Genomic DNA, 14805 nt, shown 5'->3' on the forward strand with positions numbered 1-14805 from the left:
TGTCGGTCGGGGGGGGCGCGCAGGCGCGCACCCGTGTCCCCCCGGGGGGGGGGGGGGGGGGGGCGGGGGGGGGGCCCGGGGGGGGGGGGGGGGGGGGGGGGGCAACCCCCCCCCGCCCCCGTCCGTTGACACCCCTACAAGGAGGCGATCCATGTTCTCGTACCGCCGCACGCCCGAGCTCCCCACCCGCGAGGAGGCCCTCAAGGGCCGCGCCGAAGCGCCGTTCTCGCTCCCCGAGCGCCACACGGTCCTCGGCAACCCGCTGTCCGGCCCCTACCCGGAGGGCCTGGAGGTCGCCGACTTCGGCCTGGGCTGCTTCTGGGGCGCCGAGCGCACGTTCTGGCAGACCCCCGGAGTGTGGACCACCCTGGCCGGCTACCAGGGCGGCTACACCGAGAACCCGCTGTACGAGGAGGTGTGCTCCGGCCAGACCGGCCACACCGAGGTCGTCCGCGTGGTCTTCGACCCGTCGCAGGTGGCGTACGAGACGCTGCTGAAGCTGTTCTGGGAGTCGCACGACCCCACCCAGGGCTTCCGCCAGGGCAACGACGTCGGCACCCAGTACCGCTCGGCCGTCTACACCCACTCCCCCGCCCACCAGGCGGCCGCCGAAGCCTCCCGCGCGGCCTACCAGCGGGTCCTCACGGCCTCCGGCCACGGCGAGATCACCACCGCCGTCCTCCCGGCGGAAGACCGCCCCTTCTGGCCGGCGGAGCCGTACCACCAGCAGTACCTGGACAAGAACCCCGGCGGCTACTGCGGCATCGGCGGCACGGGCGTGTCCTGCCCGATCGGCATCGCCGCGGCGGAGTGACCACCCCGGACGCCGACCCCGCGCACGAGCGGCTGACCCGGCTCTGGCGTGCCGCGAAGCCGCCCGGGCCGCTCCTGCCGTGGGACGTGAAAAGGGCGTACCACGAGCGCTGGGTGCGCTTCCACAGCCTGCCGCAGTCGAAGCGCTACCCGGAGGACGAGTCGGAGTACGCCGTCCTCCTCGACCGGTACAACACGGTCCTCGACGAGCTGTTCGGGGGCGGCGAGGTGTACGTGGTGACCATCGACTGGGCCGATCCGGCCGAGCCGACGCAGTGGTCGCACCACCTCCACCGCGCCGCCCTCCACCCGCAGGGCACCCTGTGGATGACGTGGGACGACCCGGACGACGCCGACGACCCCGACGCGACCCCCTGGTACTTCCACGCCGACCGCCGCCCCTGGCGGCGCGGCTGCGCCGACCCGCTGCTCCGCGCCGCCGCGGACGACGCGCTGCCCGGCGTGTTCTTCACCGACCCCGGCCTCACCCGCATCCACTACCCGTACGAAGGCGGCGCCGACGTCGTCCTCGCCACCCCCGCGGAACGCGACCGGTTGCGCGACCGGCACCGCGGCTGGCTGCCCGGCCGTCAGATCGTCGAGGTGTCGATGACGAAGCGGTAGCGGACGTCGCTGGCCAGGACGCGTTCGTAGGCCTCGTTGATCTGGTCGCCGCGGATCACCTCGATGTCCGAGCCCAGGCCGTGCTCCGCGCAGAAGTCCAGCATCTCCTGCGTCTCGGCGATGCCGCCGATCATCGATCCCGCGAGGGTCTTGTTGCCGCCGATGACGGAGAACAGGTTGAGCTCGACCGGCTCCTCGGGGGCGCCGACGTTCACGAGCGCGCCGCCGACGCGCAGCAGGGACAGGTACCGGTCCAGGCCCAGCGGCGCCGACACGGTGGACACGATCAGGTCGAAGCGGCCGGCCAGCTCCTCGAAGGTGGCCTCGTCGCTCGTCGCGTAGTAGTGGGAGGCGCCCAGCCGCAGGCCGTCCTCCTTCTTGCGCAGCGACTGCGACAGGACGGTCACCTCGGCGCCGAGGGCGGCGGCGATCTTGACGCCCATGTGGCCGAGCCCGCCGAGGCCGATGACGGCGACCTTCTTGCCCGGGCCCGCCTTCCAGTGCTTGAGCGGCGAGTACAGGGTGATGCCGGCGCACAGCAGCGGTGCGGCCGCGTCGAGGGGCAGGCCCTCGGGGATGCGGACGGCGTACTTCTCGTCGACGACGAGCTGCGTGGAGTAACCGCCGTACGTGGGCTCGCCGTTCTTGTCGAGGGCGTTGTAGGTGCCGGTCATGCCCTTGACGCAGTGCTGCTCCTGCCCGGCCAGGCAGTACTCGCACTCCCGGCAGGAGTCGACCATGCAGCCGACGCCGACCTGGTCGCCGACGGCGAACCGGGTGACGGCCGAGCCGGCCTCGGTGACGACACCGGCGATCTCGTGGCCGGGGACCATCGGGAAGATGCCCTCGCCCCAGCCGTCGCGGGCCTGGTGGATGTCGGAGTGGCAGATGCCGCAGTACTTGATGTCGATGAGGACGTCGTGCTCGCCGACCGCGCGGCGTTCGATCGTGGTGCGCTCCAGCGGGGCCTTGGGGGCGGGGGCGGCGTAGGCGGCTGCCTGGGTGACGGACATGGGGTGCTCTCCTCGGACGAGGACGCCGGGCGGGGATGCGCCGCGTGGTGGCCGGCGCGGGGCCGTGGCGTCCGTGCTGCGATGACTCCACGATGCCCCGCCCCGCGCGGCGGACCCAGCCCCCTGTGGAGCCTAGGTCTGCCGTGCCTACCCCTGGCGGGGTCAGGCTGAGGCCCGCGGCGGGCGCGCACCCCGGGGATACTTGCGCTATGGACCAGCTTGATCAGCGAGCCGAGCTCGGCGACTTCCTGCGCAGCTGCCGCGCCCGGCTGCGTCCCGCGGACGTGGGCCTGCCCGAGCACGGCCGGCGCCGCCGGGTGCCGGGCCTGCGGCGGGAGGAGCTGGCCCAGCTGGCCGGGGTGTCGGTGGCGTACTACACGCGCCTGGAGCAGGGACACGGCCAGAACGTGTCGGCGGAGGTGCTGGACGCCATCGCGCGGGCGCTGCGCCTGAGCGGCACCGAGTCGGCGCACCTGAACCACCTGGCGAGCCCGCGCACCCGTCGGCGCAGCCGTCCCGCGCGCCCCCAGCAGGTCCGGCCGGAGCTGCGCACGCTGCTGGCGGCGATGGAGGGCGTACCGGCGTACCTGGTGGGGCGGCGGCAGGACGTGATCGGCTGGAACCGGCTCGCGGCGGCCGTCTTCGGGGATTTCGCGGCGCTGCCGGCGGCGGAGCGGAACCTGGTGCGGCTGGTGTTCCTGGACCCGGCGACGGCCGAGCTGTACGCGGACTGGGAGTGCCGGGCCTGCGAGGTGGTGAGCAACCTGCGCCTGTACGCGGGCCAGAACCCCGATGACGAGCGCCTTTCCGCGCTGGTCGGGGAGCTGTCGGTGAAGAACGAGGAGTTCCGGCGGCTGTGGGCGGCGCACACGGTGGCGGACAAGACGCACGGGGTGAAGCGGCTGCGGCACCCGGTGGTGGGCGAGCTGGAGCTGGCGTTCGAGACGCTGACGCTGCCCGACGACCCGGCGCAGTTCCTGGTGACCTACCACGCCGAGCCGGGCTCGCCCTCCGAGGACGCCCTGCGGCTGCTGTCTTCCTGGACGGCGCCGCCCCCGGAGACGTCGCTCCCCGCGTCGTCGCCGCAGCAGACCGCCGGGGAGCGGGCCTGACCGGGGTCGGAGCCTGAGCGTGACCGGGGTCGGAGCCTGCCCGTGGCCGCGGTCAGAGCCTGAGCGTGGCCGGGGTCAGAGCCTGAGCGTGGCCGGGGTCAGAGCTTCAGCTGGAACAGGCCCGCGCCGCGTTCGCGGCGGTAGCCGAGGGAGTCGTTCACGGCCAGCATCGCGGTGTTCTCGTCGGCCACCGTGGTCCCGATCCGGCGCAGCCCCGGGCAGTGCTCGGCGGCGTACGCCTCCATGCGGAGCTTGACCGCGCGGCCCAGGCCGTGGCCCCGGTGGGCGGGGACGACGACGGTGTCGTACTGGAGCGCGCGCGGGCCGGCCGGCTCGGGCCGCACCAGCACGGTGTACGCGGCGATCTCCCCGTCGGAGGTGACGGCCGCGACCATGGTGATCTCCCCGCCCCGGTCCATGACGAGCCGCTGCGCGCTGTGCACGCGCTCGGCGGTCCAGGGCTGGAAGGCCTCGTCGCTGTCCCCGCTGGGGGCGTCCTCCATCGCGCCGTGGGCGACGGCGGCCGCCGTCACCCAGGCGTCGGGTACCAGTCCGGGCCAGACGTGGAGTTCGTAGCCGGGGGTGGCGGGCACGCGCGGCGGGCCGTCCTGCCCGAGTTCGCGCACGTACCAGGCCATGGGGAGGACGTTCTCGAAGCCGAGGGACTCCGCGAAGGCCTGCCCGGGTCCCCCGAGGTCGGCGACGGTGGCGACGGAGGTGCGGCCCTGCTCCAGGAGCTCGCCGCGGACCCGCTGCCACAGGGCCGTTCCCACGCCGCGCCGGCGCGCGTCGGGCCGTACGGTCAGCTCGTCGAGGAAGGCGGTGTGGGTGTTGCCCCGCTCGGTGAACAGCAGCAGGGCGGCCTGGCCCTCGCCGTCGGCGGCCGCCCAGTGCCGCAGGCGTCCGCGGAGCGGCGGGACCCGCAGCCGTCCGGTCGCCTCGACGCGTGAAGGGGCGGGCACGGCCGGCAGGGCTGCGGCGTCGGTGGCGTGGGCGGCGGTCTGGACCGCCCACCAGGCCTCGACTTCGGCGTCGGTCGGGGGCACGGACAGCGTGTTGATCTTCGTCATACCGGGACCCTAGGCCCTCGCCGCCTCCGCCGCTCAGGCGTTTTGGGGGCGAACGCCGGACGGCGGGGGCCCTTCCGGGCTCCCCGCCGTCCGCCGTCGTGCGTACCGTGCCGTCGCGTCAGGCCGACGGACCGGCCTTCCACTCGGCCCAGGACATGTTCCAGCCGTTGAGGCCGTTGTCCGGCTTGATGGTCTTGTCCGGGGAGTTCACCACGGTGACCACGTCGCCGATGAGCGAGTTGTCGAAGAACCAGGCGCCGGGCTGGTTGGGGTCGTTGGCGCCCTTGGCGTCGTTCAGACCGACACAGCCGTGACTGGTGTTCACCTTGCCGAAGATGGAGTCGGCGCCCCAGTAGTTGCCGTGGATGAAGGTGCCGGACGTGGACAGCCGCATCGCGTGCGGGACGTCCTTGATGTCGTACTCGCCCTTGCCCTCCTTGTTCGTGAAGCCCACGGTGGAGCCGTCCATCCGGGTCTCCTTGAACTTCTCGGAGATCACCATCTGGCCGTTGTAGGTGGGGTTCTCGGGGGAACCGGCCGAGATCGGGATGGTCTTGAGGACCTGTCCGTCACGGGTGACCGTCATCGTCTTGGCCTTCACGTCGACGGTGGAGACCTGGCTCCGGCCGACCTTGAAGGTGACGGTCTTGTTCTGCGCGCCGACGACGCCGGGCGCGCTCTGCACGCCCTGGAGGGCCAGCTTCAGGGTGATGGTGGAGTTCGCCTGCCAGTACTGCTCCGGGCGGAAGTCCAGCCGCTGGTTGCCGAACCAGTGGCCGACGACCTCCTGGCCGCTGCTGGAGGTGACGCTGATGGCCGCCTGGACCGCCTTCTGGTCCTTGATCGGCTTGTTGAAGGTGATCGAGACCGGCATGCCCACGCCGACCGTCTCGCCCTCCTCGGGGACGAACGAGCCGACGAAGCTGTTCTCCGGGGAGAGGGTGGTGAAGGAGGCGTTCTCGTGCGCCTCGCGCCCGGCCGCGTCCTTCGCGGTCGCCGACAGGGCGTACTTCGTGGAGCGCTTCAGCGCGGCGTCCGGCTTCCAGCTCTTGCCGTCGGCGGCTATCTTGCCCGCGACGGCCGTGCCGTCGGAGCTCTTCAGCTCGACCTGGGTGAGCGTGCCGTCGCTGACGGCGACGTTCGTCCCGTCGTTCAGGGCGACGTTGGTGGAGCCGTCCTTGGGCGTGATGGCTATTCGGGCCTTCGAGGCGTCCTTGGCGGCCGCCGCGTCCACCTCCGCCTGCGACTTGCCCGCCTCCGCGCTCCCCTGCGGCTTGTCGGAACCCCCGTCATTGCAGGCCGAAAGCATCAGTACGCCACCGAGCACGGCGGACACGGCCACCAGGGACCTTCTCCGCCGCATGCTGTACGTCCTCACACGTCACTCCATCGTTGCCGGAAACCCCGGGGCTGCGAGCCCGGGGTCGGGCCGGGCAGGGGGCATCACCCCCTGCTCGTCCTGACAACGCGTTAACGGTGCGGATCGGTTCCACATTCCGTTCGAATGTGTGCAACCCCACGGTCAGGCGTTGTCGGCCCCTTCTTCGAAGTCACCATCTTCCTCGTCCAGGTCCCACTCCAGGGACTCGGGGTCGTATTCGACCGGTTCGCTGCTCCAGGAGGCCTGCGCCAGTTCCACCCCGGTCAGCTCCGCGACCAGGTCAGTGGGGTCGACGAGGTAGGCCAGGGCCTCGGACTCGTCCTCCCTGACGGCCGACTCGGCGTGCGCCCGCTCCTCGTCCGGCATGAACTCGTCGGCCTTGATGCGTTCGAGGGCCGCGCCGATGAGGGCGTCGGAGTCCGACACCTCCAGCACCAAATCCACCCGAAGCCGTACGTATCGTGATGTCTCAGAAGGGTTCATACGACGGAGAGTAAGCCCGCGACAGCCTCGACTTTCCCGCGACCCGCCCCTTTCACTAGCATCGGCGCACACGGCCAATTCGCTGCTTCCGCAAGGGGGATCGCACCGTGTCCGCACGCCGGCCTCTGCTCACCGCTCTCGGAGCGACCACCCTCCTCGCCGCCCTCTGGTTCGTCCCGTCGGCGAACGCCACCGCCCCGGGGCAACCCACGGGCACCTCGGGCGCGCCCGCCGCCGCCAACACCGGAACCGTCTCGGGCACCGGGACCGATCCCGGTGCGGGAACGGGCACCATCGCCGGTGTCGCCGGCGTCTCCGGCGCCGCCGACGCGCGGCCCGCCAGTGTCACCGTCCTCTCGCTGGCCGACACCGGCAGCGTCGACACCACCCCCTACGTGCTGGGCGGCACCCTCTGCCTCGGCGTGGGGGCGGGCTTCGTGACCTTCTCCGTACGCCGCTCCCGCGGCCTGTAGACACGCCGAAGGGCCGCACCCCCGGCGGGGTGCGGCCCTTCCGCTTCCGTGCGGGCGTACTAGGCCAGCGGGCCCGTCACCGGCTCCACGGCCGCGACGAGACCGCCCGCGCGGACGAAGGCGTCGGCGGCGGCCAGGTCGGGCGCGAGGAACCGGTCCGGGCCGGGGCCCTGCACGCCGGCCGCCCGCAGCGCCGCGACGGCGGCCTGGCTGGCCGGCGCCGGGGTCAGCCCGTGGCGCAGTTCGAGGGCGCGGGTGGCCGCGTACAGCTCGACGGCGATGATCCGGGTCAGGTTGTCGACCGCGGTACGCAGCTTGCGCGCCGCCGACCAGCCCATGGAGACGTGGTCCTCCTGCATGGCGGAGGAGGGGATGGAGTCGGCGGACGCCGGCACCGCGAGCCGCTTCATCTCGCTGACCAGGGCCGCCTGCGTGTACTGGGCGATCATCAGGCCGGAGTCCACGCCGGCGTCGTCCGCGAGGAACGGCGGCAGGCCGTGCGAGCGGTTCTTGTCGAGGAGGCGGTCGGTGCGCCGCTCGGCGATGGAGCCGAGGTCGGCGGCGGCGATGGCCAGGAAGTCCAGGACGTACGCCACGGGCGCGCCGTGGAAGTTGCCGTTGGACTCGACGCGGCCGTCGGGCAGCACGACCGGGTTGTCGACGGCGGAGGCCAGCTCGCGGGAGGCCACGAGGGCGGCGTGCGCGATGGTGTCGCGGCCCGCGCCGGCGACCTGGGGGGCGCAGCGCACGGAGTAGGCGTCCTGCACGCGGGGCGCGGACTCCTCCTGGAAGTGGCCGGTGAGACCGGAACCCTTCAGCACGGCGGCCATGTTGGCGGCGGAGGCGCCCTGGCCGGGGTGCGGGCGGATGGCGTGCAGCTCGGGCGCGAGCACCTTCTCGGTGCCGAGCAGCGCCTCGAGGGTCAGGGCGGCGGTGATGTCGGCGGAGGTGTACAGCGTCCGCAGGTCGGCGAGGGCCATGACCAGCATGCCGAGCATGCCGTCGGTGCCGTTGAGGAGGGCGAGGCCCTCCTTCTCGCGCAGCTCGACGGGCTCGATCCCGGCTTCGGCGAGCAGTTCCCCGGCGGGGCGGACGGTGCCGTCCGGGCCCTCGGCGTCGCCCTCGCCCATCAGCGCGAGCGCGCAGTGGGAGAGCGGCGCGAGGTCGCCGGAGCAGCCGAGGGAGCCGTACTCGTGCACGACGGGGGTGATCCCGGCGTTGAGCACGTCGGCCATGGTCTGGGCGACCGAGGGCCGGACGCCGGTGTGCCCGGAGGCCACCGTCTTCAGGCGCAGGAACATCAGGGCGCGCACGACCTCCCGCTCGACGCGCGGGCCCATGCCGGCGGCGTGCGAGCGGACGATGTTGCGCTGGAGCTGCGCGCGCAGCTCGGGGCTGATGTGCCGGGAGGCGAGCGCCCCGAACCCGGTGGAGACCCCGTAGACGGGCTCGGGCTTGGCGGCGAGCGCGTCGACGATCTCGCGAGCGCGGCCGAGCGCTTCGAGCGCCTCGGCGGACAGCTCGACGCGTGCGTTGCCGCGGGCGACGGCGATGACGTCCTCGGCGGTGGTCCCGGACGTCCCCACGACGACAGTGTGCATATCCATATTCAGCACCCTACGGACTGAATCCCTTCATGTCACCCCTCCCTTACCCGGATCCCTTGGGCGGTCGCAGGAAGGCTCGGGGGCGGGCGCGCCCCCGCCGCCCCTACTGCCGCCCCCGGAAGCGGCGGCGCTCCCCGCGGCCCTCGCGGGCGGCCGCGGCGTCGGCCAGGCGGACCACCGCCGTGTCGCGGCCCGCGACGACCGGCTCCGCCGATCTCGCCGCCTTCGCCTTGTACTGCGCGGCGTCCGCCAGCCGGAACAGCCGCCGCGAGGACTTCACCGGGCCGATCGGGTCCCCCGTGGAGGCGACCCCGCACGCCACCCCCTCGCCCAGCTCCAGCTCCGCGGCCCGTACGCACACCTCCCCGGTCACCCGGACCACCTCGTCCGCCGACGGCCCCACGCTCACCAGGCAGAACTCGTCCCCGCCCAGCCGCGCCACCAGCGCCCCCGGCAGCATCGCCCCGCACAGGCTCAGCACCGACCCGAACCGCTCCAGCAGCCGGTCGCCGGTCGCGTGGCCCAGGGTGTCGTTGACCCGCTTGAGGCCGTTCAGGTCGCACACCACCAGGCTCACCACCGCCCCGCTGCGCCGGTGCTCCTCCAGGGCCTCGTCGAGCCGCATGTCCACGGCCCGCCGGTTGGCCAGGCCGGTCAGCGGATCCGTGAAGGCCAGCCGCCGGGCCTCCTCCAGGCGCTCGTTCTGCGCGAGCCCGGCCGCCACCACCGCCGCCAGCACCGCCGCGAACTCGGCGTCGTCCTCGTCGAAGTCCGGCAGCCCCTCGTCCCGGGCCACGTACAGCTCGCCCCAGGCCCGCCCGCTGAGCACGATCGGCGCGACCACGCACGTACCGCGCCCGCGCCGGCGCAGGGCGTCGCCACGGCGCCCCGGGCGGTCGCCGACCGCGCTCTCGACCCAGGCGTGCGGGCCCGCGCCGCCGGCCCAGCGCTCGTGCAGGAACTCCGCGATCTCGGGGAAGTCGTGCACGGGGTAGGACTCGTCCTCGGGGAACTCCTCCTCCCCGGCCCGCCGCTCGCCCTCGTTCACGAGCACCCGCAGCAGCCCACGCTCCCGCTCCCAGGCGCAGATGGCGGCGAACGAGCCGTCCATCGCCAGCCGGGCGCCCCGGGCTGCCGCCCGCATGCTGTCCCGCGGCGCGCAGGCCGCCGCCATCGCCTGCGCGAGGCCCACGACGGCCCGCAGCCGCCCGTCCACTCCCATCACCCCAGCCTAGGGAGTTTTATCCGATTTAGTGATGGATAGCCCGGCCTAGGGTGATATCCAGGTCACGTCCGGTAACCTCCGGTCGCGACTACTCCCCCGGCCAGTTCGGCTTCCGCTTCTCGTTGAAGGCCGCCACGCCCTCCGCCCGGTCCCCGGAGAAGGCCACCGTCCGCCAGGCCGCGTCCTCGATCTCCAGCCCGGCCGCCAGGTCCATCCCGTGCCCCAGCCGCAGCGCCCGCTTGGCCGCCCGCAGCCCCACGGGGGAGTTCGCGGCCATGGCCAGCGCCAGCTCCAGCGCCCGCGCCCGGTCCTCGCCGGCCGCGGCCACCTCGTCCACCAGCCCCAGGGACAGCGCCTCGGCCGCCTCCACCCGGCGGGCCGTGAAGATCAGCTCCGCCGCCCGCGCCGCACCGACCCGGCGCGGCAGCAGCTGCGTACCGCCGCCGCCCGGGATCACGCCGACCGACACCTCGGGCAGCCCGACCACGGCCGTCTCGTCGGCCACGATCACGTCGCAGGCCAGCGCCAGCTCGAAGCCCCCGCCCAGCGCGTATCCGTGCACCGCCGCGACCGTCGGCATCGGCAGCTCCAGCACGCCCCCGTACGCCCCCCGCGTGGTCGGCCGCTGCCGCACCAGCTCGGCGTCCGACAGCGCGTTGCGCTCCTTGAGGTCCGCGCCCACGCAGAACGCCCGCTCATGGCTGGAGGCCAGGACGACGACCCGTACGCCGGGGTCCGCGGCGAGCGCCGCGCAGGCGGCGGAGATCGAGCGGGCCATCTCCGTGGAAACGGCGTTCATCGCCTTGGGCCGGTCCAGCAGCAGCTCCGCGACCACCCCGCGGTCACCGTGCCGCCGCACCGCCACGAACTCCCCGAAACGGCTCTCGCTCACGCCCACGGCGCACTCTCCCCGGAAAACAGGTTAACGAACGTTACCCGGGGATCTTAGGTGTCCGCCGCGTCAGCGACCAGGGCTCCACGACGCCCAGTCCGCGCACCGGCCGCTGCCACATCGGCTGGAGCGCGAAGCGGTAGGTGCCGCCGCCCTCCTCGCTCTCGGCGTCCTTCTCGGACTTCGGCGCGGCGCCCGTACGGCCCAGCTCCTCGGCCATCGCCCCGTCCACCAGCACCGCGTCCTTGGGGGCTATGGAGGTCAGCCGGCTCGCCAGGTTCACCGTCGTGCCGAAGACGTCGCCCATCCGGGTCGTCACCGTCCCGAAGGCGATCCCGACCCGCAGCTCCGGCATCTGCGGGTCCGCCTCCATCGTCTCGATCAGGCGCAGGGCGATCTCCGCCGCCGTCGCCGCGTCGTCCGCCGCGTACAGCACCTCGTCGCCCAGGGTCTTGATCAGCCGCCCGCCGTGCGCCGCGACCAGGTCCGCCGCCGTCGTCTCGAAGGCCTCGACCAGCTCGCCGAGCTCCTCCTCCTCCAGCCGCCGCGTGAGCCGGGTGAAGCCGACCAGGTCCGCGAAGCCCACCGCGAGGCGCCGGTCGACCATCTCCTCGTCGTCGGCGACCTGCACCACCCGACCCGTGGCCGCCGCCAGCTGGCGGCGCCACACGTAGACGAGGAACTCCTCCAGCTCCGGCAGCAACAGCTCGACCAGCGGGTACGTGACCTCCGTGCGGGTCATGCCGGGCTCGGGCGGCTCCGTCAGCCCCTCCAGGAAGGAATCGATCTGCCATTCGGCCAGCCGGGCGGTGGTCTGCCCGGTGGAGCGCGCCACCTGCACCGCCATCGGCTCGCTCAGCAGCCCCGCCTCGACCAGGCCCGCCAGGCGCCGCAGCGCCAGTACGTCCGCCTCCGTCAGGGCCTTGGCCTGCCCGATGTCCGCGAAGCCCATCGCCCGCCAGAACCGGGAGGCCAGCTCCATCGAGACCCCGGCGCTACGGGCCGCCTGGAACGGCGTGTACCGCCGCTCGGCGCCCAGGATCAGCTGCTCCAGCCGGATGGCGAGCGGGTCGGCCGTCGGCTGCGCCGCGTGGTCGACCTCGTGGAAGGGGGTGTGCTGGTCCCGCCCGATGGGGGTGCCGGGACCGCCCGTGGGGCCTGACGGTGACGCGCTGGACGTTGAGTCGTCGACGGTCAAGGGCCGCCTCCTGTCCATTCCGTGCGCGCTGCCGAACCGGGTGATCGCGGCGAGGACCGGGATCGCCTAAACCATACGGCAGGTGTGCCGTAGCTCACTCCCCCTCGTCCGGGAGGCCCCTGTGCCCGCGGAGCGCCGCCCGCCCGGCCCCCGGGTCCGGGCGGGGCCGAAAACCCCCGTACCCCGGCATTCCGCCGCATCCCGGACCCGTTCCCCGGGCTCGCGCCCCCGGCTCAGGAGCCGCGTGCGGGCTTGGGCCGGACAGGGGGCGGCGCGCACCGCACCCGCCCGGCCGGGCAGCCCGCCGGGGCGGGTGTCAGCGGACCGACCGCAGGTGCACCACGTCCCCCGCCCCCACCGCCTCCCGCGCGTCGTCGGCCGTGCGGATCACCAGCCGCCCTTCCGCGTCCACCGCTTCGGCCGTACCGGTGAGCTCGCGGCCGCCCGGCAGGTCCGCGCGGACGTGGCGGCCCAGCGTCGCGCAGCCCGCCGCGTACGCCTCCTGGAGTCCGCTGTCCGCCGGGTCGCCGCCCGCGTCGCGCCACCTCCCGTACCACTCCTCCAGGGACCGCAGCACGGCCTTCAGCACCGGCTCCCGGTCGGTCACCGCCGCCTTGGCCAGCAGCAGCGACCCGGCCGCCGGTACGGGGAGCTCGTCCTCCGTGAGGGTGACGTTGAGGCCGATCCCCAGGACCACCCCGTCCTCGACCCGCTCCGCGAGGATGCCGCCGGCCTTGCGCTCCTCGCCCTCCACGCTCACCAGCACGTCGTTCGGCCACTTGAGGGCGGTGTCCACGCCCGCCCCCCGCGCCAGCCCGGCCGCCGTGGCCACCCCGGCCAGCAGCGGCAGCCACCCCCACTGCTCCTGCGGTACGCCGGCGCCCGGCTTGAGCAGTACGGAGAAGAACAGCCCCGACCGGGCGGGCGCGACCCAGCTGCGGTCCAGGCGCCCCCGGCCGGCGGTCTGCTCCTCGGCGGCCAGCACGGCCCCCTCGGGCAGATCCGCCGCCCGCGCCGCGAGGTCGGAGTTGGTGGACCCGGTGGCGGCGACGACCTCCAGGGAGGTCCACAGGCCGTCCGGGGTGACGAGCGCCCGGGAGAGGGCGGCGGCGTTCAGGGGCGGCCGGTCCAGGTTCGACCAGCGTCCCGCGGTTGCTCCGGCTGAAGCATCTTGTGGAGTCATGCAAGCAAATGTAGGTGTGTCAAACGCCGCACTGCCGAGCGCCATGCCCGCCGATACGCTACGCACCAGTAGCCAGCAGCAGTCAATCAATTGACCAGGCAGTTGACACCACACAGGGAGCCGCGACCCCGATGTCCCAACCCTCAGAGCCGATCGACATGCACACGACCGCGGGCAAGCTCGCGGACCTGCGGCGCCGCGTCGAGGAAGCCACCCATGCAGGTTCCGCCCGAGCCGTCGAGAAGCAGCACGCCAAGGGCAAGCTGACGGCACGTGAGCGGGTGGCCCTGCTGCTGGACGAGGGGTCCTTCGTAGAGCTGGACGAGTTCGCCCGGCACCGGTCGACCAACTTCGGTCTGGAGCAGACCCGCCCGTACGGCGACGGCGTCGTCACCGGCTACGGCACGGTGGACGGCCGCCCGGTGGCCGTGTTCTCGCAGGACTTCACCGTCTTCGGCGGCGCCCTCGGCGAGGTCTACGGACAGAAGATCATCAAGGTGATGGACTTCGCCCTGAAGACCGGCTGCCCGGTCGTCGGCATCAACGACTCCGGCGGCGCCCGCATCCAGGAGGGCGTCAGCGCGCTGGGCATGTACGGCGAGATCTTCCGCCGCAACGTCCACGCCTCGGGCGTGATCCCGCAGATCAGCCTGGTCGTGGGGCCGTGCGCCGGCGGCGCCGTGTACTCCCCCGCCATCACCGACTTCACGGTCATGGTCGACCAGACCTCGCACATGTTCATCACCGGCCCGGACGTCATCAAGACGGTCACCGGCGAGGACGTCGGCTTCGAGGAGCTGGGCGGGGCGCGGACGCACAACAGCACGTCCGGCGTCGCCCACCACATGGCCGGCGACGAGAAGGACGCGATCGAGTACGTCAAGTCGCTGCTGGCCTACCTGCCGTCGAACAACCTCTCCGAGCCGCCCGCCTTCCCGGAGGAGGCCGACACCGAGGTCACCGACACGGACCTCGAACTCGACGTCCTGATCCCGGACAGCGCGAACCAGCCGTACGACATGCACACGGTCATCGAGCACGTGCTGGACGACGCGGAGTTCCTGGAGACGCAGTCGCTGTTCGCCCCGAACATCCTCACCGGCTTCGGCCGCGTCGAGGGGCACCCGGTGGGCGTCGTCGCCAACCAGCCGATGCAGTTCGCCGGCTGCCTGGACATCGACGCCTCCGAGAAGGCCGCCCGGTTCGTCCGTACGTGCGACGCCTTCAACATCCCGGTGCTGACGTTCGTCGACGTCCCCGGCTTCCTGCCCGGCACCGACCAGGAGTACAACGGAATCATCAGGCGCGGCGCGAAGCTGATCTACGCGTACGCCGAGGCGACCGTCCCCCTCATCACCGTCATCACCCGCAAGGCCTTCGGCGGCGCCTACGACGTCATGGGCTCCAAGCACCTCGGCGCCGACCTGAACCTGGCCTGGCCGACCGCGCAGATCGCGGTCATGGGCGCGCAGGGCGCGGTGAACATCCTGCACCGGCGCACCCTGGCGGAGGCCGCCGCGGAGGAGGTGGAGGAGACCCGGGCCCGGCTCATCACCGAGTACGAGGACACCCTGCTCAACCCCTACACGGCCGCCGAGCGCGGTTACATCGACGCGGTGACCATGCCGTCCGAGACCCGCGCCCACGTGGTGAAGGGGCTGCGCCAGCTGCGCACGAAGCGGGAGTCGCTGCCCCCGAAGAAGCACGGCAACATCCCCCTCTAGGCCCCCC

The 14805-nt window shown here is 73.2% G+C and carries 14 protein-coding genes; 5 read left to right on the forward strand and 9 right to left on the reverse strand.

Features of this window, described 5'->3' with window-relative positions; all coding sequences use genetic code 11:
* Window positions 1–151 precede the first annotated feature (151 nt).
* A complete protein-coding gene (gene msrA / locus AB0D45_RS24820; RefSeq protein ID WP_362462750.1) occupies window positions 152–814 on the forward strand; it encodes a peptide-methionine (S)-S-oxide reductase MsrA in 663 nt (220 codons plus the stop codon).
* Window positions 811–1437, forward strand: a complete 627-nt coding sequence (locus AB0D45_RS24825; RefSeq protein ID WP_362462753.1) for a hypothetical protein — start codon at window positions 811–813, stop codon at window positions 1435–1437. Before msrA ends, AB0D45_RS24825 begins: the two co-directional genes overlap by 4 nt.
* On the opposite strand, the gene AB0D45_RS24830 is transcribed toward AB0D45_RS24825, so the two are convergent.
* The gene (locus AB0D45_RS24830; protein ID WP_361602972.1) at window positions 1404–2450 is read right to left on the reverse strand and encodes an NAD(P)-dependent alcohol dehydrogenase; all 1047 of its coding nucleotides are present in this window, start codon (window positions 2448–2450) and stop codon (window positions 1404–1406) included. The genes AB0D45_RS24825 and AB0D45_RS24830 overlap by 34 nt on opposite strands.
* A 209-nt stretch (window positions 2451–2659) precedes the next feature.
* Here AB0D45_RS24830 and AB0D45_RS24835 point away from each other — a divergent pair, with 209 nt between their 5' ends.
* Window positions 2660–3562: a helix-turn-helix transcriptional regulator gene (locus tag AB0D45_RS24835; protein WP_362462756.1), complete on the forward strand. Its 903-nt coding sequence runs from the start codon at window positions 2660–2662 to the stop codon at window positions 3560–3562.
* 98 nt (window positions 3563–3660) lie between these two features.
* On the opposite strand, the gene AB0D45_RS24840 is transcribed toward AB0D45_RS24835, so the two are convergent.
* The 3 genes from AB0D45_RS24840 to AB0D45_RS24850 all read right to left on the reverse strand — a co-directional run bounded on the left by AB0D45_RS24840 (window position 3661) and on the right by AB0D45_RS24850 (window position 6457).
* On the reverse strand, window positions 3661–4632 hold the full coding sequence (locus AB0D45_RS24840) for a GNAT family N-acetyltransferase (protein WP_362462759.1): 972 nt from the start codon (window positions 4630–4632) through the stop codon (window positions 3661–3663).
* Between the two features lie 118 nt (window positions 4633–4750).
* Window positions 4751–5995, reverse strand: coding sequence for an Ig-like domain-containing protein (locus AB0D45_RS24845; protein ID WP_361602993.1), 1245 nt, complete (start codon window positions 5993–5995; stop codon window positions 4751–4753).
* A 159-nt stretch (window positions 5996–6154) separates the two neighbouring features.
* Window positions 6155–6457 (reverse strand): hypothetical protein, encoded by a 303-nt coding sequence (locus AB0D45_RS24850; RefSeq protein WP_361602963.1) that lies wholly within the window; start codon window positions 6455–6457, stop codon window positions 6155–6157.
* A gap of 146 nt (window positions 6458–6603) precedes the next feature.
* Here AB0D45_RS24850 and AB0D45_RS24855 point away from each other — a divergent pair, with 146 nt between their 5' ends.
* Window positions 6604–6969 carry a hypothetical protein gene (locus AB0D45_RS24855; protein ID WP_362462762.1) on the forward strand — a complete coding sequence of 122 codons (366 nt, stop codon included), beginning with the start codon at window positions 6604–6606 and terminating at the stop codon, window positions 6967–6969.
* A 59-nt stretch (window positions 6970–7028) separates the two neighbouring features.
* On the opposite strand, the gene hutH is transcribed toward AB0D45_RS24855, so the two are convergent.
* The 5 genes from hutH to AB0D45_RS24880 all read right to left on the reverse strand — a co-directional run bounded on the left by hutH (window position 7029) and on the right by AB0D45_RS24880 (window position 13074).
* A complete protein-coding gene (hutH, locus tag AB0D45_RS24860) occupies window positions 7029–8570 on the reverse strand; it encodes a histidine ammonia-lyase (RefSeq protein ID WP_361602990.1) in 1542 nt (513 codons plus the stop codon).
* A 109-nt stretch (window positions 8571–8679) separates the two neighbouring features.
* The gene (locus tag AB0D45_RS24865) at window positions 8680–9798 is read right to left on the reverse strand and encodes a GGDEF domain-containing protein (protein WP_361602957.1); all 1119 of its coding nucleotides are present in this window, start codon (window positions 9796–9798) and stop codon (window positions 8680–8682) included.
* Window positions 9799–9889: 91 nt separating this feature from the next.
* Window positions 9890–10693, reverse strand: coding sequence for an enoyl-CoA hydratase-related protein (locus AB0D45_RS24870; RefSeq protein ID WP_361602954.1), 804 nt, complete (start codon window positions 10691–10693; stop codon window positions 9890–9892).
* A gap of 40 nt (window positions 10694–10733) precedes the next feature.
* Window positions 10734–11891 carry an adenylate/guanylate cyclase domain-containing protein gene (locus tag AB0D45_RS24875; RefSeq protein ID WP_361602952.1) on the reverse strand — a complete coding sequence of 386 codons (1158 nt, stop codon included), beginning with the start codon at window positions 11889–11891 and terminating at the stop codon, window positions 10734–10736.
* 316 nt (window positions 11892–12207) lie between these two features.
* Window positions 12208–13074, reverse strand: coding sequence for a biotin--[acetyl-CoA-carboxylase] ligase (locus tag AB0D45_RS24880; protein WP_362462766.1), 867 nt, complete (start codon window positions 13072–13074; stop codon window positions 12208–12210).
* A 131-nt stretch (window positions 13075–13205) separates the two neighbouring features.
* On the opposite strand from AB0D45_RS24880, the gene AB0D45_RS24885 reads away from it, so the two are divergent.
* Window positions 13206–14798 (forward strand): acyl-CoA carboxylase subunit beta, encoded by a 1593-nt coding sequence (locus AB0D45_RS24885; RefSeq protein ID WP_362462769.1) that lies wholly within the window; start codon window positions 13206–13208, stop codon window positions 14796–14798.
* Window positions 14799–14805: the final 7 nt, after the last annotated feature.

Source organism: Streptomyces sp. NPDC048352, from assembly GCF_040651895.1.
Taxonomy (GTDB): domain Bacteria; phylum Actinomycetota; class Actinomycetes; order Streptomycetales; family Streptomycetaceae; genus Streptomyces.